At 55.9% G+C, this 17,290-nt stretch carries 17 protein-coding genes; 10 read left to right on the top strand and 7 right to left on the bottom strand.

Going from position 1 to position 17,290, the window contains the following annotated elements; all coding sequences use genetic code 11:
* Positions 1 to 348: 348 nt before the first annotated feature.
* The 7 genes from panF to DPF_RS01920 form a co-directional block, all read right to left on the bottom strand.
* A complete protein-coding gene (panF, locus tag DPF_RS01890; protein ID WP_069857180.1) occupies positions 349 to 1,824 on the bottom strand; it encodes a sodium/pantothenate symporter in 1,476 nt (491 codons plus the stop codon).
* Entirely contained in the window at positions 1,821 to 2,102 is a 282-nt protein-coding gene (locus tag DPF_RS01895; protein ID WP_069857181.1) for a YhdT family protein, read from the bottom strand. Before DPF_RS01895 ends, panF begins: the two co-directional genes overlap by 4 nt.
* 36 nt (positions 2,103 to 2,138) lie before the next feature.
* The gene (gene cutA, locus DPF_RS01900; RefSeq protein ID WP_069857182.1) at positions 2,139 to 2,465 is read right to left on the bottom strand and encodes a divalent-cation tolerance protein CutA; all 327 of its coding nucleotides are present in this window, start codon (positions 2,463 to 2,465) and stop codon (positions 2,139 to 2,141) included.
* 29 nt (positions 2,466 to 2,494) lie between these two features.
* A complete protein-coding gene (locus DPF_RS01905; protein ID WP_069857183.1) occupies positions 2,495 to 5,506 on the bottom strand; it encodes a hybrid sensor histidine kinase/response regulator in 3,012 nt (1,003 codons plus the stop codon).
* Positions 5,507 to 5,557: 51 nt separating this feature from the next.
* The gene (gene tsaA / locus DPF_RS01910) at positions 5,558 to 6,535 is read right to left on the bottom strand and encodes a tRNA (N6-threonylcarbamoyladenosine(37)-N6)-methyltransferase TrmO (RefSeq protein WP_069857223.1); all 978 of its coding nucleotides are present in this window, start codon (positions 6,533 to 6,535) and stop codon (positions 5,558 to 5,560) included.
* A 14-nt stretch (positions 6,536 to 6,549) separates the two neighbouring features.
* On the bottom strand, positions 6,550 to 7,671 hold the full coding sequence (tgt, locus tag DPF_RS01915; RefSeq protein ID WP_069857184.1) for a tRNA guanosine(34) transglycosylase Tgt: 1,122 nt from the start codon (positions 7,669 to 7,671) through the stop codon (positions 6,550 to 6,552).
* Between the two features lie 232 nt (positions 7,672 to 7,903).
* Positions 7,904 to 8,779: an LOG family protein gene (locus DPF_RS01920; RefSeq protein ID WP_069857185.1), complete on the bottom strand. Its 876-nt coding sequence runs from the start codon at positions 8,777 to 8,779 to the stop codon at positions 7,904 to 7,906.
* A gap of 380 nt (positions 8,780 to 9,159) precedes the next feature.
* On the opposite strand from DPF_RS01920, the gene DPF_RS01925 reads away from it, so the two are divergent.
* The 10 genes from DPF_RS01925 to DPF_RS01965 all read left to right on the top strand — a co-directional run bounded on the left by DPF_RS01925 (position 9,160) and on the right by DPF_RS01965 (position 17,191).
* Complete coding sequence (locus DPF_RS01925) at positions 9,160 to 9,735, top strand: hypothetical protein (RefSeq protein ID WP_141721037.1); 576 nt, start codon at positions 9,160 to 9,162, stop codon at positions 9,733 to 9,735.
* A gap of 26 nt (positions 9,736 to 9,761) precedes the next feature.
* The gene (locus tag DPF_RS01930) at positions 9,762 to 10,448 is read left to right on the top strand and encodes a YggS family pyridoxal phosphate-dependent enzyme (protein ID WP_069857187.1); all 687 of its coding nucleotides are present in this window, start codon (positions 9,762 to 9,764) and stop codon (positions 10,446 to 10,448) included.
* A 156-nt stretch (positions 10,449 to 10,604) separates the two neighbouring features.
* On the top strand, positions 10,605 to 11,663 hold the full coding sequence (locus tag DPF_RS01935) for a hemolysin family protein (protein ID WP_069857188.1): 1,059 nt from the start codon (positions 10,605 to 10,607) through the stop codon (positions 11,661 to 11,663).
* Positions 11,664 to 11,682: 19 nt separating this feature from the next.
* Complete coding sequence (locus DPF_RS01940; RefSeq protein WP_069857189.1) at positions 11,683 to 12,096, top strand: cytochrome c maturation protein CcmE; 414 nt, start codon at positions 11,683 to 11,685, stop codon at positions 12,094 to 12,096.
* 172 nt (positions 12,097 to 12,268) lie between these two features.
* Positions 12,269 to 14,176, top strand: coding sequence for a heme lyase CcmF/NrfE family subunit (locus DPF_RS01945; RefSeq protein ID WP_069857190.1), 1,908 nt, complete (start codon positions 12,269 to 12,271; stop codon positions 14,174 to 14,176).
* A 154-nt stretch (positions 14,177 to 14,330) separates the two neighbouring features.
* Positions 14,331 to 14,993, top strand: coding sequence for an ABC transporter ATP-binding protein (locus DPF_RS01950; protein WP_069857191.1), 663 nt, complete (start codon positions 14,331 to 14,333; stop codon positions 14,991 to 14,993).
* Positions 14,980 to 15,657, top strand: coding sequence for a heme exporter protein CcmB (locus DPF_RS01955; protein WP_369689576.1), 678 nt, complete (start codon positions 14,980 to 14,982; stop codon positions 15,655 to 15,657). Before DPF_RS01950 ends, DPF_RS01955 begins: the two co-directional genes overlap by 14 nt.
* Before the next feature lie 40 nt (positions 15,658 to 15,697).
* Positions 15,698 to 16,387, top strand: coding sequence for a cytochrome c biogenesis protein (locus DPF_RS01960; RefSeq protein WP_439951196.1), 690 nt, complete (start codon positions 15,698 to 15,700; stop codon positions 16,385 to 16,387).
* Between the two features lie 89 nt (positions 16,388 to 16,476).
* Positions 16,477 to 16,605, top strand: coding sequence for a CcmD family protein (locus DPF_RS13650; RefSeq protein WP_083254409.1), 129 nt, complete (start codon positions 16,477 to 16,479; stop codon positions 16,603 to 16,605).
* Entirely contained in the window at positions 16,595 to 17,191 is a 597-nt protein-coding gene (locus DPF_RS01965) for a tetratricopeptide repeat protein (protein ID WP_069857192.1), read from the top strand. Before DPF_RS13650 ends, DPF_RS01965 begins: the two co-directional genes overlap by 11 nt.
* The last annotated feature ends 99 nt before the right edge of the window (positions 17,192 to 17,290 follow it).

Genomic DNA, 17,290 nt, shown 5'->3' on the forward strand with positions numbered 1-17,290 from the left:
GGAACATTGTTCCCGGCTTTTTTCGTTATAGTGTCAGATTTGATCTGTCCGTCACACCCTTTTGAAGGAGCCAACACGCCTGTTTCTTGTGCTCAAGTGTTCCCCTTTGCTTGGCAGTACGCACTTTGTAAAGCCGTTTCGTAAAACCGCCTTGGGTTTCAAAATCCTGCGCGAGGTTTGGTTTCTTTGGGAAAAGGTCAATTGTCCCCTGGAGATGGTTTCAGGAAGATGGCGCCCGAAGATATTCAGCTTGCCCAGCAAGTGGTTTAATCGGGTCTTCACTAAACTGTTGCAGGATCAGGATCAGAATTTCCCCTCCCCATCTCCGGAAAACAAATCCAAGCGGTCTTATTGCGATATTTTCTGAAAGAATATTCGGGTAATATGCTTGCGGGGTTCCCGGGTCTTCATGCTGACCACGACAAAGGCGATGAGGGAGATGGCCAGGGTGGGCACGATGACATGCATGCCCATGAATCGTTTGACCCAGATGACCATGGCAAAATAGGTGGCAAGGCCCGCCATCATGGAGCAGAGGGCGCCCTGGGCATTGGCCCGTTTCCAGTACAACCCCAGAACAACGGGCCAGAGAAAGGTGGCCTGCATCCCTCCAAAGGCAAACAGGTTGATCCACACGATCAGGTCGGGCGGCCGCAACGAGGCCATGAATACGATGATTCCCAAAAGGGCTGTGCAGTAGAAGCTCAGTTTGTGCAGTCTGGAGTCGTCAGCCGGTTGCTGCATGGGGATGTGTTTGACGGCCAGGTCGCGGATCAGGGTGGCGGACGCCAGAATGAGCTGGGAATCAATGGTGGACATGATGGCGGCCAGGGGACCGGCCAGGAAGATTCCGGCCACCACGGGCGGGAGAATGGCCAGGCTCAGGGCGGGCATGATCTTGTCGCCCACGGTCAGATCCGGAATGATGGCCCTGCCCAGGGCGCCGCACAAATGCATGCCCAGAACAAGGAAGCCGAGAACAAAGGTGCTGACCACGATGGCCGTGTGCATGGACCGGCTGTCCCTGTAGCTGAAACAGCGCACGGCCGTGTGCGGCAGGCCGATGACTCCGAAGCAGACCAGGACCCAGAAGGAGAGAATGAATGGTTTGGCCAGAAAGGCCTTGGGGCCAAAAGGCGTGATCAGACCGGGATCAATGGCCTGCATCTTCTGGACAATGGCGGTCATGCCGCCGCCCACGTTCACAATGCCGACAAAAAGGGCTGCCGTACCCAGGAGCATGACAATGCCCTGGACCACATCCGTGAGCACAACCGCCCTGAAGCCCCCAAGAGTCGTGTACAAAATCACGGTGACGGCAAAGATGGTCAACCCGACATGATAGGGAAGACCCGTGGCTGTCTCGAAAAGCCGGGCCCCGCCAATGAACTGGGCGACCATGGCGGCGATAAAGAAGATGACCAGACTCAGGGTGGCCAGGATGACCACGGCCCGGTTCTCATAGCGCGCCCACAGAAAGTCGTTGATGGTCACCGCGTCGATACGCCGGGCCACAATGGCGAATTTTTTGCCCAGCACTCCCAGGGTCAGCCAGGCCGTGGGCACCTGGATCATGGCCAGGAGCACCCATCCCAGCCCCATTTTGTAGGCCACGCCCGGGCCGCCCACGAAACTGCTGGCGCTGATATAGGTGGCCACCAGTGTCATGGCCAGCATGATGCCGTTCATGGACCGGCTGCCAATGAAGTATTCCTGCAGAAAATTGCCCGAACGGGAAAGTACCCGGTTGGCGTAGACAGCCAGCAGATAGACAAAGATCAGATAGATTCCCAGGGGGATGAGCACTTCCAGATTGACTGTCATTGATGCGTCCTTGGGTCTTCGGAAGATTCGGGATCAAGGGGCATGTCGGTGAAGGCGAATCTGACCATGATCCAGGCCAGGATGCCAAACAGGGGAAATCCGGCCACACAGCTCATGAAAAACCAGGCCGGAAGGCCGAGGATGAAGGTGAAGGATTCAGCCGGGCCACTGCCCAGTCCATAGGCGAAACCGTACCACCACACGAAGTTGGCCAGGGTCAAAAGGATGCACCAAAGGGCTTCCCTGGATGCGATGCGAAATCGTCGGTCCTGTTGCATGGAACAATCCTTGGGGTTGGATGAAGGGGCGGATGATCAATCGTTTTGGGTGACCTGATCAATCCATTGCAGATACGTCCTGGAGCCGCCAATGACCGGCAGGGCCAGGATCTCCGGAACATCATAGGGGTGAACACGCTGGATGAAGTTTTCCACCCGGGTGTAGAGGGAATTTTTCGTCTTGATCCAGACCTGGGTTTCCTGTTCGCTGGTTACCCTGCCCTGCCAGGTGTAGGTGCTGGTAATGGCCGAGCATTGGACGCAGGCTGCCAGCCCGCATTCCACAAGGCCGGCTGCCAGTTGTTTCGCCTCTTTTGGAGACGGGCAGGTGGTGAGAACAATGATGTGGGTTGGTTCTTTCATGGCGGTATCCCCTGGCAAGGGTATGCGGGTCATTCATTGCCCGAGGACGTGAGGGCGTTGGCAATGGTTTGCATGAGTTGATCCGGGGAGTAGGGTTTTTGAATCAGCCAGCCTTTTTCCGTGAGGAGTGTTGTTTCCCGGAGCTCATTGAAACTGTATCCGCTGCAGAAAATGGTGGGAATGTCCGGGCGTAGTTCGTGGATTTTTTTCCAGGCCTGGTGCCCGGTCATCTCGGGCATGATCACGTCCAGAAGAAGCAGATCGATCATATCCTGGTTGCGTTTGAAAAGCTCTACAGCCTCCGCTCCATTGGTGGCCTCCAGAAGGGTGTACCCGGCATCTGTCAGCACTTCCAGGGTCAGGGATCGGACCATATCGTCATCTTCGGCCACAAGGATAGTGGCGGATCGGATCGCAGAAACGCTGGTTATCTTGTATTCGGTTGTCTGGTGTTGGTTATTGGCACTGGTGGCAGGCAGGAAGATTTGAAAGGTGGTGCCCTGTCCGGGGTGCGACTTCACGTGGATCATGCCATTGTGGCTCTTGACGATGCCGTAGACCGTGGCCAGCCCGAGTCCCGTGCCCTTGCCTGTTTCCTTGGTGGTGAAAAAGGGTTCAAAGATGTGTTCCCGGGTTTCGGGCTGCATGCCTGTGCCCGAATCACCAACCTCAATGCACACGAAATCGCCCGGTCTGGACCACGGGTGATCCCTGACAAATGCCGCATCCGGGCTGACGAGGGCGGTTGTGATGTTAATGGTCCCCCCTTGGGGCATGGCATCACGGGCATTGACGCACAGGTTCATGATGATCTGGTGGATCTGGTTCGTATCGGCCTTGATCAGGGGCACGGATGGTGTCGGGGTAAAGTTGATGGTGATTTGTTCCCCAATGGTTCGTTTGAGCAGACCGAGTACGTCCTGAATGGTCTTGTTGGCATCAATGGGGTGCCGGGCAATCATTTCCCGCCGGCTGAAAATGAGGAGCTGTTTGATAAGGTGGGCGGCCTTTTGGGATGCATCAGTAATTTTTTCCAGCCTGGACCGGTTGTCGGCCACTGTGCCGTGATTATTGATGATTTTGCTCGTATAACCCAAAATGACCTGGAGCAGGTTGTTGAAGTCATGGGCGATGCCGCCGGCAAGCTGGCCAACAGCTTCCATTTTCTGTGCCTGTCTGAGCTGGACCTCCAGCTTGATCTCCCTGGTAATGTCCCGATGGCTGAAAATATAACATGTGGTTTTGCCGTGGGCATCCTTGATGGGCGATGCCTTGACTTCCAGGTCGCATGGGGCGTTGTCCCGGGTGTGCTTGGTGCGTCCCCGCCAGTGTTTATCCTTGTTCAGGTTGTCCCACATGGGTTCCAAATTGAACAGGGGGGCAATGTCCCGAATGGAGGTGGAACGCACATGTTCCGGGACAACCTGATGGAAATCGGCAAAGGTCTGGTTGATGAAGAAAATCATGCCCCGGGTATCGCAGATGGCCATGGCCTCTTCGGATTGTTCCAGGGCGGCCACCAAACGTTGTTGTGCCTGTTCACCTTTTTTGCGGGGAGTGATATCTCTCAGGGTACCGGTGATCTGGCGTGGTGCACCCGTATGATCCCTGGCCATGATTCTGCCGCGGACAATGAGCCAGCACCATGTCATGTCTGCCCTACGAACCCTGAATTCTTGCTCATAATAGGGACTTTTTCCCTGGAGATGATTCTTTCTGGTGGTCTCCAGCAGCGGGATGTCTTCGGGATGAACATGCTGGTGCCACTGTTCAAGGGTGAGGGATCCAAGTTCCCGTGGATACCCGAGAATATCTTTCCAAAAGTATTTGAAGGCAATGGTGTCGTCCCCAACGTCCCAATGAAACAGTGCCTGTTCCGTTCCCTTGATGGCCAGATCCAGGCGCTGGTTGGTTTCCAAAACCTCCTGTTGGGCCTTTTTGAGATGCCGCCGGTTCAGGGCAAACAGGACAATGAGCAGGGTTTCAAGGGAGATGAATACAATGGTTATCCATATCCAGACTTTATAGGTGTCATAAAAGCTGAAAGGTTTGTTGATGATGACGCTGCCTGCGGGAAGTTGGGAAAGATCAATGCCGAAACGTTGCAGGCCATGGTAGTCAAAAATTTTGGTGTCCAGGGGCATTGCGTGGTCTATGGGTGTCTTCAGGGAATGGTCAAACAGGGAGGCCTTGATGATGTTGCCCAAGGTCTTCCCCTGATGGTAGCCGCTGATCACATGTCCCCCAACAACACCTGGGACCACGCTGAAATCCGAGACCGTGAAAATGGGCTTGTCAGTAATGGCCTTAATGGCCGCTGCACCCTGTTTGTAGGAATACCACTTGTTATCTTCGGTCCTGAACAGATGCACGAACAAGATGATGGTATTGAGGGGAAGAGCGGCCAGGCTTTGCTGGATATGGGCGATGTTTTTGGTGGGGATGAAGACGAATTCTACTTCGGGGGCATAGGAGGTTGCCAGTTGATGTATTCGGTGGGCTCCGGCCTTTCCCGTGGCGGTTTGGTCGGCTATGACCGCAACGGTCCTTGTTTGGGGAAAGAGTTTCAGGGCCAGGTCTATAGTTTCCTTGTCCCGCCACTCTTCGTAAATGCCCTGCATGCCCATGTGGACGGCTTTGCCCATGGTGTGAGCATCATTGATGCCACAAAAGAAAACAGGCGTTCCCGGAAAGAGGTCGTTCTTGTAGCGGAGCAGGAAGTTGACGGCGTTGTCGTCGCAGGCGGCAATGAGGTCAAAGTGGAGATCGTGATATTTGTGGTAATACAGGGAGCGGAGTTTCTCAAAGTAGATGTCACTGTTATGGTGCTTGGTGTCCATGTACTCAAGATATATGTTCAGCTTGTCTTCGTTCGGCTCCAGGCTGCTGAAGAGGCCGTCCATGATGCTGTCTGACCATGCGTAGCCGGGATGATAGGAATTGAGGACCAAAAGTCGTTGTCGGACAGGATGGTCTGCTCCCATGGCATGACAGGGAGTAATGGTAACGAGCAGGATAATCAGGAAGCAGAGGTGACGCACTTGGTGATCCGTGGTTCTTGAGGTTAGGCTACCTTGACGATCAGCAACCGGTCATCCCGTGTGCAAGAGACGGATGCGGGCCAGGCTCTCGATTTCTTCGGTCAGGGCCAATGCCTGGACCAGGGTTGGGGCCCACACCACAAGGCCGTGATTTTCCATGAAAATGCAGGAGTGGGCCCGGGATACGTGGCCCACGGCCTGACCCAGTTCAGTCGTGCCCGGTGCCAGGGCTGGGACCGTGGTCAGCCTGTCCGCGAATACCTTGCCTTCGAACAGGGGAAGATCAAGGAGGCTGCCCGTATGACAGGACAGGGAAAGGGCCAGCAGATGGGGCGGGTGGGTGTGAACAATGGCCGAGGCCCGGGGTTGGTGGTCATAGATGGAGAGATGCACCGGGGTTTCGGAAGACGGCAGGGGACCGGACACGGTTTCGCTGGTCTCCAGATCCATGCAGGTCAGGTCCCTGGTGGCCAGATGCCCTTTGGCGCTCCCGGTTCCCGTGATCAGCATGTGCCGGCCCGAGCGCAGGCTGATGTTGCCGTTCATGCCGTTGAACAATCCCCGCATCCAGCCGTCCCGGCCCGTGCGGATGATGGCCTGTGCCATTGCCGGATCAGGCAGGGCCGTATCCGGATGACTCCCCGGCAGCAGAACCGGCTTGATATCCAGAACCGGGGTCGTGTCCAGAACCTCCATGGGATGGACCACAAGGACGTTGTCCCGGATATCCCGTATGGTTACCTGGTGGTGACCGATGGGGTTGGGCCGGTCGGGAGAACGGGTTGCAAATACACCGTGCATGGCCCGTTGGGGATCGCCCTTGGGGTGGCATTGGAACACGTTGCGGTCACCCTGATCCAGCCAGGTCAGAACAATGATCTCCTGTCCGATTTCCAGGCGGTGCAGGGCCGGCATGTATTTTGGGGCTATTTCAATACGCGAGGCAGGGTCGCTGCTGGAGGCCTGCTTGGGGCACTCCCTGCGGTTCCTGTAGGGAGACCGGACCTGTCCGATGGGTACGAGGTGCATGGAGGAGCACATGGTCATTCCGGATAGATGGTTTGCCAGTGTTTGTAAAACATTTCGTATCGGCCTTCAAAGATGGCCTTCCGGGCCTTTTTGACCAGGTCCAGGAGAAAATGCAGGTTGTGGATGGAGTTCAGCCGGTAGGAGAGCAGTTCCCTGGAAACATAGAGATGGCGCAAATAGGCCTTGGAAAAGTTCCGGCAGGTGTAGCACGAGCAATGGGGATCAAGAGGGCTGTCGTCTTCCCGGTACTGGGCCCGCTTGATATTCACTTTGCCAAGGGAGGTGAACAGGGTCCCGTTGCGGGCGTTGCGGGTGGGCAGCACGCAATCGAACATGTCCACGCCGTTTCTGATGCCGTTGACCAGATCCATGGGAGCACCCACGCCCATGAGATATCTGGGCTTTTCACTGGGTAAAAGCGGGGTGGTGTGTTCGAGCATGTCCAGCATTTCCCTTTTGGATTCGCCCACGCTCAATCCGCCAATGGCGTACCCTTCAAAGGGAATGGCCGTGATCTCCCGGGCACTTTGGGTCCGCAGGTCCTTGAAAAATCCCCCCTGGACGATCCCGAACATGAGCTGGTTGCCGGTTTCCCCCCGGGTATAGGCGGCACGGCACCGTTTGGCCCATGCCGTGGTCTTTTTGAGGGATTTGGCCGTGTAGTCGTGATCCGCCCCATAGGGCACGCATTCGTCCAGGACCATCATGATGTCCGACCCCAAGTTGGTCTGGATGGCAATGACCTTTTCCGGGGAAAAGAAGTGCTTGGACCCGTCAATGTGGGAGGAGAATTCCACGCCATCGTCGGTAATGGTTCTCAGACCCGCCAGACTGAAGACCTGGAATCCGCCGCTGTCCGTGAGGATGGGCTTGTCCCAGCGCATGAACTTGTGCAGTCCGCCCCTTCGGGCGATCATTTCGTCGCCCGGACGCAGATAGAGATGGTAGGTATTGCCCAGGATGATCTGGGCACCCATGGCATACAGATCATGGGGGTCAAGGCTTTTGACCGTTCCCAGGGTTCCCACGGGCATGAAGATGGGTGTCTGTATGACTCCGTGCGGGGTGATGAGGGTGCCGGCGCGTGCCGAACCGTCTGTGGCCTGGCAGGTGAAAAGAGAGGCATGGGCGTTCAAGAAAGATGCTCCGCAACATGGCTTGTTAAAGGGTGATCAAGGGCAGGGAGTACATGGCCCAGGTGCAAGATGGAGTGACTACGCAAACTTTGCCCAACCTTCAAGTGCCGGCAGGTCCTTGAGGCTGGCCTGGCCCTGCTGTCTTGCCCGGCGGGGTGCCATGATCCCGGCAAAAGAAAGCTGGACCATGGCAGGCGCACCTGGTTGCCGGGATACGTTGTGTGCTGGGGAATCAATGCCCGTTGGCTGCCGAGAGAATTTCCCATGCCTCGGTGGCTGTTTCCACGTATTGGAAGATGTCCAGATCCTTTTCGGAAATGGTTCCCGCTTCAACCAATGCCTCGAAATTGATGACCGAGTCCCAGAATTCCCGACCAAACAAAAGGACCGGAAAGGGCTTGATCTTGCCGGTCTGGATGAGGGTCAGACTTTCAAAGAGCTCGTCCATGGTGCCGAATCCGCCGGGAAAGGCGACCATGCCCCGGGCCCGAATGAGAAAGTGCATCTTCCTGATGGCAAAGTAGTGGAACTGGAAGGAAAGTTCCGGGGTGATGTACTCGTTGGGCCGCTGTTCAAAGGGGAGGACAATGTTCAGGCCGATGTTCTTGGCCCCCACGTCATGGGCTCCCCGGTTGGCCGCACCCATGATCCCGTTACCGCCTCCGGTGATGACCACCAGGCTGTTGTCCTCGGTGTTTTGGGAGATGAGCCGGCCCAGCTTTCTTGATTCATCATAGTACTTCGAATATTTGAGTCCGTTTCGGGCCCGTCTGAGACGCACGGCATACTCGTCTTGGTCGGGATATGATGCACAGAGTTGTTCCAGGCGTTCGACGTCCTTTTTTGCCTCTTCGGGCTCCTTGAGCCGGGCGCTTCCAAAGATGACAATGGTCGATTGGATGTTGTGTTCCTGGAGCAGGAGTTCGGTTTTCATCAGTTCCAGCTGCAACCGAACCGGCCTGAGTTCATCGCGGAGGATGAAGTCGTTGTCCTGAAAGGCCAGTCTGTAGGAGGGTGACGTGCATTGAGGGGTGCCCTTGTGAAGAACAGCAGATTGGGCGTCTTCGTGGGCCGAGGGAAAATGGCTTTTGCGTGAAGGAGTTTTCATGTGATTTTCTGCCTGTTGATGGTTGAAAAGCGCTCTGGGTGTGCACGACAGACATCCCCGTACCCGGGGAGTGGGCGATGCCGCGAACACCTTGCAAGGGCATGGAGGTCGTAACACCTTGCAGCAAGATAAAGGAGCCTGCCCCAAGACGCAAGATCTCCGGCAGGATATGCCGACAACAAAGGCGTTTCAGACTGGTTGCGATGTTCCCCGTGTTCAGGGGCAATCACGCGGCCAGTCGTATTTGCCGCCAAATTCCCATTGGACCGGTGAAGGGAAATGAGGTATTCCGCAACAACCTTGAGGTAACTCCGAACGGATTTTGCGGGCCGGGCACATGTTTCTGGTCCTGCAGCATGGTATATTGTAAGGATATCAAGATGAACATTGCTCGCTACTACATTCTTGGCTCCAGATCCGCACTGCGCATGGTCGGCAATGGTTTCAAACAGAAAAAACGCACCTTTGTGCGCAAGAACAACGTGACCAACAGCGTTCTGTATGACGACGTGGTCGCCTGGCAGAAAAAACAGATCGCTTCCATGTCCTTTGAAGACAGCGTTCCGAGCAAATCCGGAGGCGTGATTGACATCGGCAAGATGCGGACTATCCACAGAAGGACCCTGCTTGAGGTGGAACACCGCGAGGACGGGATGTGGAAAGTTTCCACGGATACCCTGCAAAAGGGCAAGGGGATCAGCCTGGATCAGGCCATTGTTCTCATGCACAGACTCCGGGACGCCGGGTTTCCCGATGATGCCCTGGGGGTTGTTTCCGTGCAGCTCGAACAGCAACGGCACTCCTTTGCCATCATCCAATACGCTGAAGACGATTTCTGGATGCTGGACAATGGATATTTTTCCGTGTTCCCGGTCCGGGCGAGCCGGTTTCTGGCCAAGCGGGATGATATTGTCTATCTGATTGGATTCAATTTTTTTGATGTTTGGACATATTGAACAAGCACACTCGTGGGCATGAGCAGATGAGCATCACCGAGAATTATCAACGAATCAGGCAGGAAATACCGGACCATGTCAGGATTGTTCTGGCAGCCAAGACCAGAACCCGGGAAGAGGTCAGGGAAGCCATCATGGCCGGAGCCACGGATATGGGGGAAAACTATGTCCAGGAAGGTGAGGCCATGCATCAGGAGCTGGGTGAATGGGCCTCAAAGGTGACCTGGCATATGATCGGAGATCTCCAGACCAACAAGATCAACAAGGCCCTGCCGGTCTTTGACATGATTCAGACCGTGGATTCCCTCAAAAAGGCCCAGGCCGTGAACCTGCGTGCCCAACGCCTTGACAAGGTCATGCCGGTCCTGGTGGAAATCAACATAGGCAGTGAACGGACCAAGTCCGGTCTGCCACCGGAATTGCCCCTGGTGGAGGAGCTCATTGAACAGGCCGCCTCCCTGTCCCATATCTCCATTCAGGGACTCATGACCATGGGGCCACGGTTCGGCGATCCCGAGGTTTCCCGCCCCTATTTCAGGGCCGCCAGAAAGATTTTTGATACCCTGGGGAAACGGAATTATGCCCATGCCCCCATGAAAGAATTGTCCATGGGCATGTCCAACACCTACAAGGTTGCCATTGAAGAGGGAGCAACCATGGTCCGGCTGGGCACTTGTGTTTTTGGTCCACGTGAGGCCTGCCGGCGCACCTAGGAGAGGCGGCAGTAAAGGTCCTGTCGGATCCTCTGAATATCCGGGCCGGGCAGCAGGCGGGTTGTCGGGCGTCTTTGCCTTGTTTCCTGGCGTTTTCATGCACCTTGTGTTGTCCACCCTTTATCCCACATCATTCACCACGGAGATTCTCCCGCTATGCTTGAACTGGCCATCGTTGTAGCCCTGGCCACCTTGATTTCGGCATTCTGTTCCGTTGCCGAAGCGGTTTTGTACTCGGTTCCATGGAGTTTTATCGAGCGGTTGCGCAAGGCCGGCAAGACCTCGGGAATCCTCCTTTCGGAGCTGCGCAAAAAGATCAAGGAACCCATTTCCGCCATCCTGACATTGAACACCGTGGCCCATACCGCGGGCGCGGCCATTGCAGGGGCCATTGCCGTGCGGCTGTTTGGGGAGGAGCACCTCGTCTATTTCTCCCTGATTTTCACGGTGATCATTCTTATTTTTTCCGAGATTCTGCCCAAAACCATCGGCGTGGTCTACGCCAAGAATCTTGCCGTGCCCCTGGCCAAGCCCTTGGTTGCCTTGGTCTGGCTGTTCAAGCCGGCCATCTGGCTGACCAACTGGCTGGTTCATTTTGTGGAGCACAAGAAGCCCGGACCGACCAGTTCCGAAGAGGATCTTCTGGCGGCCATCAGCCTGACGCGTCGGGCCGGGGCCATCAAACCCTATGAAGAACGGTCCATGCATAACATCCTCACCCTGGACAAGAAGATTGTTCGGGATGTGATGACTCCCCGCACGGTCATTTTTTCCCTGCCCAGCCATCTGACGGTTTCCCAGGCCCGTGAACTGAACACCTCCTGGCCCAACAGCAGGATTCCCGTGTATGAGGATGATGATCCCGAGGATATCATCGGGCTGGTTTACCGCCGGGATGTCATGGAGGCCCTGGCTGACGACCGTGACGATCTGCCCCTTAACAAGCTGATGAAACAGGTGCTTTTCGTGGTCGAAACCATGACTCTGGACAAACTGCTGGTCAGATTTCTCGAATCCAGGGTGCATCTTTTCGTGGTTCTGGATGAATACGGGGGGCTGGCCGGGGTGGTTACCCTGGAGGATGTGCTTGAGGAAATTCTGGGCAATGAAATCGTGGATGAGACCGATCAGGTCGTTGACATGCGGGAATTTGCAAGGCAACAGCGCGCAGAGCTGATTAACGGGCATACGGCGCGCAACAAGAAGAAGTCCTGACCCTAACCTCCCTTGAACCATGACCAAACAAGCCAATCAGAAATGGATCTACTTGACGGCCTTTGCCTGCCTTTTTGCAGGCATCGGGTATCTTTTGTTCTCGGGCCTTTCCAAGGACTCGGTGTATTTTTTGAATGTTTCCGAGGCCCTGGCCATGGACAGTTCCCAGCTTTCCCAGGCGAGGCTGTTTGGCAACGTGGCCACCCAGGGCCTTGAGCGATCTTCCGATGCCATGGAGCTTTCCTTTGTCCTGGTGGACAAGAAGGATGCAACCCAAACACTGCCCGTTCATTACCGGGGCGTTGTTCCCGACACCTTCAAGCCCGGGGTGGAAGTCATCGTGGAGGGGGGACTGGATCCGGGAACACGGGTCTTCAAGGCCAAGACCTTGATGACCAAATGCCCTTCCAAGTACAAGAAAAAAACGTCCTGATACCGGCCGGAATACTCGCTGCCTTGGGGTGCCGGGTCGTTCCAACAGGCTGCAATCCTGGCCCGCTACCTTGTGACCCAGTCCGGAAAACAGGCCCGTGATATGGGACCTGGTTGCGCCCCCGGATATGTCCAATCGTTAACAACCCTTTTCACCAAAGGACCAGTTCCTTATGCAATCCATTGCTTTTGCGTCCCTTTTCGTGGCCCTTGTGGCCATTTTGCTTCTTGCCCTCAAAGGGTGTCTTGACCTGGCCAACAAGCGCAACTCGGTGCTGGTCTGGATGGAACGGGGGCAATTGGCCACCACCGGCCTTTTGTGCCTGAGCTCGTGGATCCTCACCCTGGCCCTGGTCAATCGGGATTTTTCCTTTTTGTATGTTCAGGAATATACAGATACGTTTTTGCCCACCTTTTATGCGGTCACCGCCTTTTGGGCGGGTCAGGACGGATCCTTTCTCTTCTGGGCCCTCATGCTTGCGATTCTGGGGACCATCATGATTTTCACTCCCGGATACCGGCTCATGGAACAGCGAACCAGGATATGGTTCTGGCTGTTTTTTTTCCTGGTCCAGGGCTTTTTCCTGATGCTTTTGACCAGTGTGAGCAACCCCTTTGTTCAGCTGGTCAATCCCCCGGCCCAGGGCAACGGCATGAATCCCCTGCTGCAGAATCCCGGCATGATTTTTCATCCACCGCTTTTGTTCATCGGATACGCCGCATTCACCATCCCCTGTTGTCTGGCCTTTGCCCATTGTCTCACGGGTGCTCCCTTTGCCTGGCTTGATCGCTGCCGCAACTGGCTGCTGATCGCCTGGATCTTCCTCACAGCCGGAATCATTCTGGGGGCCTGGTGGTCGTACATGGAACTGGGGTGGGGCGGTTACTGGGCCTGGGACCCGGTGGAAAACGCCTCCCTCATTCCCTGGTTTGCCGCCACGGCTCTGCTGCACACGGCGCTCATCGGCCGGACCCGCAAGGGACTTCTGAAAACAAACATTTTTCTGGCCAGTCTGACCCTGCTTTTGTGTTTTTACGGAACCTTCATTGTTCGCAGCGGGTTTATCCAGTCCCTGCATGCCTTTGGGGCCGGCGGGGTGGGAGTGCCCCTGCTGGTTTTCATGCTCCTGGCCCTTGGGGTCACGCTGACCCTTATCCACGGATGTCGCCACTACCCGAGTCGGGCACTTGATGGCATGCTCAGCAAACCCGGTATTCTGCTTGTGGTGGTCTGGTTGCTTCTGGCTCTGGGGGGCATGGTTTTTCTCGGGGTCAACTGGCCCGTGATCAGCGGACTCTGGAGCGAGAACACCGTGGGTCTTGGGCCTGACTTTTACAACAGGGTGTGTTTGCCTCCCCTGTCCCTGGTGGTGCTTTTGCTGGGATTTTGCCCCTGGCTGGCCTGGAAATCCGGTTTCAAGAGCCGTCTGGGGCTTGTCCTGACTCTGGGAGCTCTGATTCTCGGTGGCGGCGGGTTGTTTTTGGCCGGAATGGTCAAACCCCTGGCCCTTTTTGCCGCCAGTTCTGCCGTGGCCGTGCTGGTATCCATTGCGGCCCTGTTCCTGATCAATCGTTCCCTGCTCAAGCAGATGTGGGCCTGGGGAGCCTACGGAGTCCATGTGGGCGTTGCCCTTGTTGCCCTGGGCATTGCCTTTTCCGGTCCGTATCAGGTGGATGAAGAGGCCATTTTGCACAAGGGCGAAGTGCTCAAGGTCGGGGACTACGAATTTCTGTACAAGGGGTTTGCCATCAAGCCCAGTCCGTCCATGACCGCGTACGAGGCCCAGCTCATGGTGGCCCAAAACGGCAAACCTCTGGGTATTCTCACGCCCCAAAAACGCATGTACGCCAACTTTGATCAATCCTTTGCCGAGGTATCCATAATTCCCTCCCTGGGGGATGAATTGTACGCCACCCTGCTTGGTTTTGACGAAGACGAGAATATCAGTATCAAGATCAGCATCCATCCTCTGGTCAACTGGTTGTGGATCGGCGGGACCCTCATGTGTCTCATGGCCTTTTTTTGTCTGCGACGGCAGCGGGAGTCGATACCCTCTTCTCGTGAGGCTTCGGTGAGTTGAGACCCATGCACAATTCTGGCGGAGCATTCGCGCATGTTTACGGATTGCGAACACTACCCATGCAACAGACTTGTTCGGGCGCACCCGGGGATGCACGGGACAACAAGTCCTTGGGCCTCAATCAGGCCCTGAGTGTGGGGATCCGGGAGGGGCGATGAGTCGTGTCCTTGTAACGGTTCAGGATCTGTACCATTTTTATGGATCCCGACTGGTTTTCAAGCATGTTGCCTTTTCCCTTGAACAGGGGATGGCCGTGCTCGTGACCGGGGAGAACGGTGCAGGCAAGTCCACTCTGCTCAAGTGCGTTGCCGGGCTGGTTCGTCCTTCCGGAGGGCAGGTTGCCCGTCATGTGGGTGATCATGAAATCGCCTATATGGGGCATGCGACATTTGTGTATCCGTCCATGACCGCTGTGCAGAATCTCGACTTCTGGAACCGGATGTACGGTCTGGGTCGCTGTGAAAAGGACCTTCTCGCATTGCTGGAGCGGGTCAGCCTGAAGGTCCATGCCTTTGAACGAGCCCGGGGATTTTCACGGGGCATGGCGCAGCGGTTGGCCCTGGCCCGGATTCTTTTGCTCGCTCCCCGGGTCATTCTTCTGGATGAGCCATCCACAGGTCTGGACACGGGTTCCTGCGAGCTCCTGTTCCACGAAATTGAAACGGCCCGGCACAACGGGGCCGGGATCATGTGGGTCAGCCACGATATTTCCCGGGATCTCGCGCAAACCGATCATGTTCTTCGTCTTGCCGGGAGGGCCATGGATTTCTGGGGAACCACCCGGGCGTTCACGGAGGGTGGCCATGATGTTCACTAGAGGGCTGACGCTTGCGGCCAAGGACCTGCGCCAGGTACTTTCCGGCGGAAACGGATTGTTCCAGGCCGTGTTGCTGGGGCTTCTTCTGGTGTTCATTTTCAGCCTGTCGAGTGAACCCGGTGAACGGATCGCTCCCCAGTCAGCCGCAGCCATCTTCTGGATAGCCTCCTGTTTTTCCCTGGTTCTCATCTTTACCATGCTCTATCGGTTGGAAGAGGAAAATGAGACCCGCATGGCCCTGATCATGACGCCCATGCCCATTCAGACCGTGTGGCTGGGGAAACTTCTGGGCGGCCTGGCCCTGCTTGTCATGGCCCAGGTATGTTTCATCCCGGCCATTATCGTGTTTCTTGCCCAGGAAACCCTGACGTCTGCTGTCGGACTGTTCGCATTGATTGGTGGTGTTGACGCCGGCCTGGTCATCCTGGGATCCCTCCTGGGGGCCGTATCCCAGGGCAACGATACCCGGGATTCCTTGCTGAGCATCATTCTTTTTCCCCTGCTGCTTCCGCTGCTCCTGGGCGGGGTCAAGGTGGGCGGGGTGTTGCTTCAGGGGGCCTCCCTTGCCGGGGTCACGGACTGGTTCGGCATCATCGGGGCTTTTGACGTCATTTTTGCCGGCGCGGCCATGCTTTTGTTTCCCCATGTCTACGGGCCGGAATGAACCGGCGCCAAAACCGCACCATTACCACGACCAAACGTCTATGAACAAGACATCATTCTCAGTCATGTGCCGGGCGATTCTTCCCCTGGCCACCACAGCGGCCATGCTTGTTGCCCAGTATTTCATCTGGGTGTACGCCCCTGAAGAAATGACCATGGGGCTGGTCCAGAAAATTTTCTATATTCATCTTCCCCTTGCCTGGTGGGCTCTGGTCTGCTTTGCCGGGGTATTTGCCGGGTCGATCATGGTCCTTGTGCGCAACAACCATCCTGCCTGGGACGCCTTTGCCGCAGCCTGTGCCGAGGTGGGAGTTCTGCTGTGCGGTCTGGCGCTGGTTACCGGATCCCTTTGGGCCAGATCGGCCTGGAACACCTGGTGGACATGGGATCCCCGATTGAGCACGGCCCTGGTCATGTGGTTCGTGTATGCCGGCTACCTCATCCTGAGAGGCAGTGGGCTTGGGGGCGCTTCGTCCACCAGAATATGCGCGGTTCTCGGCATTATCGCCTTTCTGGATGTACCCCTGGTCTTTTTTTCCGCCCGCATGTGGCGCAGTATTCACCCGGCAGTGTTTGCCAGCCAATCCGGGGGACTGGAACCAGAGATGCTTGTTACGGTGTTTGTTTCCCTGGCCGCCTGGGGGCTGCTCACCCTGACCCTGGTTCTGGCCCGTTGGCGCATTGTGCGCTACCAGGCCCTCATGGATGAAATAACCCTGCTTGGACATTAATCCTGGTCAGGGAAAGCTTTGAATCCGGATCGGTTTGTTCTCCTGGCGCCTCGGGCGTCATTTGTCTTCATTGTTACCGGAGTACCTTCATGAACTATCTTTTTATCGCCAACATCTGCGTCTGGGCTGGTATCGGCGCTTACCTGTGTTTTCTTCATGCGTCCCAGACGCGTTTGGCCAAACGTATTGATCACCTGGAGATCATTCATGAGCAATAATCCCTCTGTTTCTCCCGGGATTGGCCAAAAACCGGTCCTTGTCCTTGTGGGTTGCTGTCTGCTTGCCCTGATTGCCTCGGTGCTTGTTCACAGGCTGACACATCCTTTTCTGGATATTCGCGAAGGCAGCGTTCATCAGAAAATGGATCAGGGGCCCATGGCTGATATTTCCCGGCTCATGCAACAGGTTGAGGAACATCCCGAAGACCTTGAGGCACTGCGCGGCCTGGGCAATGCCTTCATGCACATGAACGCCTGGGACAGAGCCCTCGTGTTCTGGAATCGGGTTCTGACCATCGAACCTCATGATGCCATGGCCTTGAACCAGAAGGGGGTCTGCCTGTTTCGCAAGCAGGATTATCCCGCTTCGGCTGCAACGTTCTCCCAGCTTCTGGAACTCGAGCAGGACAATGTCTATGCGTTATTCAATCTTGGGGTTTTGCACCGCCATTTTTTGGGGAATCCAGCAAAAGGGGAGGCCTTTTTGAAAAGGATTCTTGAGATGGACGCTGTTTCCCAGGATATTCTTGACGCCGTGAAGCAGGAACTGAACGAAACCCCTGAAAAGACCACCCCGGCCTCTTGAAATATGCCTGCACGTGGTGCAGGTCCTGTAAGGCGGATGTCTTGATCCCGGGGTATGACATTATTTTCTTGTCATACCCTTGCAAAAAAGGCATGGTCG

The sequence above is a fragment of the Desulfoplanes formicivorans genome (assembly GCF_001748225.1).
In the GTDB taxonomy this organism is placed as follows: Bacteria; Desulfobacterota; Desulfovibrionia; order Desulfovibrionales; family Desulfomicrobiaceae; genus Desulfoplanes; species Desulfoplanes formicivorans.

Bases quoted from the DNA above. Each gene is read 5' to 3' on its own strand.
- panF (WP_069857180.1), bottom strand. From the start codon at position 1,824: ATGACAGTCAATCTGGAAGTGCTCATCCCCCTGGGAATCTATCTGATC.
- DPF_RS01895 (WP_069857181.1), bottom strand. From the start codon at position 2,102: ATGCAACAGGACCGACGATTTCGCATCGCATCCAGGGAAGCCCTTTGG.
- cutA (WP_069857182.1), bottom strand. From the start codon at position 2,465: ATGAAAGAACCAACCCACATCATTGTTCTCACCACCTGCCCGTCTCCA.
- tsaA (WP_069857223.1), bottom strand. From the start codon at position 6,535: ATGCACCTCGTACCCATCGGACAGGTCCGGTCTCCCTACAGGAACCGC.
- DPF_RS01920 (WP_069857185.1), bottom strand. From the start codon at position 8,779: ATGAAAACTCCTTCACGCAAAAGCCATTTTCCCTCGGCCCACGAAGAC.
- DPF_RS01925 (WP_141721037.1), top strand. From the start codon at position 9,160: ATGAACATTGCTCGCTACTACATTCTTGGCTCCAGATCCGCACTGCGC.
- DPF_RS01930 (WP_069857187.1), top strand. From the start codon at position 9,762: ATGAGCATCACCGAGAATTATCAACGAATCAGGCAGGAAATACCGGAC.
- DPF_RS01935 (WP_069857188.1), top strand. From the start codon at position 10,605: ATGCTTGAACTGGCCATCGTTGTAGCCCTGGCCACCTTGATTTCGGCA.
- DPF_RS01940 (WP_069857189.1), top strand. From the start codon at position 11,683: ATGACCAAACAAGCCAATCAGAAATGGATCTACTTGACGGCCTTTGCC.
- DPF_RS01945 (WP_069857190.1), top strand. From the start codon at position 12,269: ATGCAATCCATTGCTTTTGCGTCCCTTTTCGTGGCCCTTGTGGCCATT.
- DPF_RS01950 (WP_069857191.1), top strand. From the start codon at position 14,331: ATGAGTCGTGTCCTTGTAACGGTTCAGGATCTGTACCATTTTTATGGA.
- DPF_RS01955 (WP_369689576.1), top strand. From the start codon at position 14,980: ATGATGTTCACTAGAGGGCTGACGCTTGCGGCCAAGGACCTGCGCCAG.
- DPF_RS01960 (WP_439951196.1), top strand. From the start codon at position 15,698: ATGAACAAGACATCATTCTCAGTCATGTGCCGGGCGATTCTTCCCCTG.
- DPF_RS13650 (WP_083254409.1), top strand. From the start codon at position 16,477: ATGAACTATCTTTTTATCGCCAACATCTGCGTCTGGGCTGGTATCGGC.
- DPF_RS01965 (WP_069857192.1), top strand. From the start codon at position 16,595: ATGAGCAATAATCCCTCTGTTTCTCCCGGGATTGGCCAAAAACCGGTC.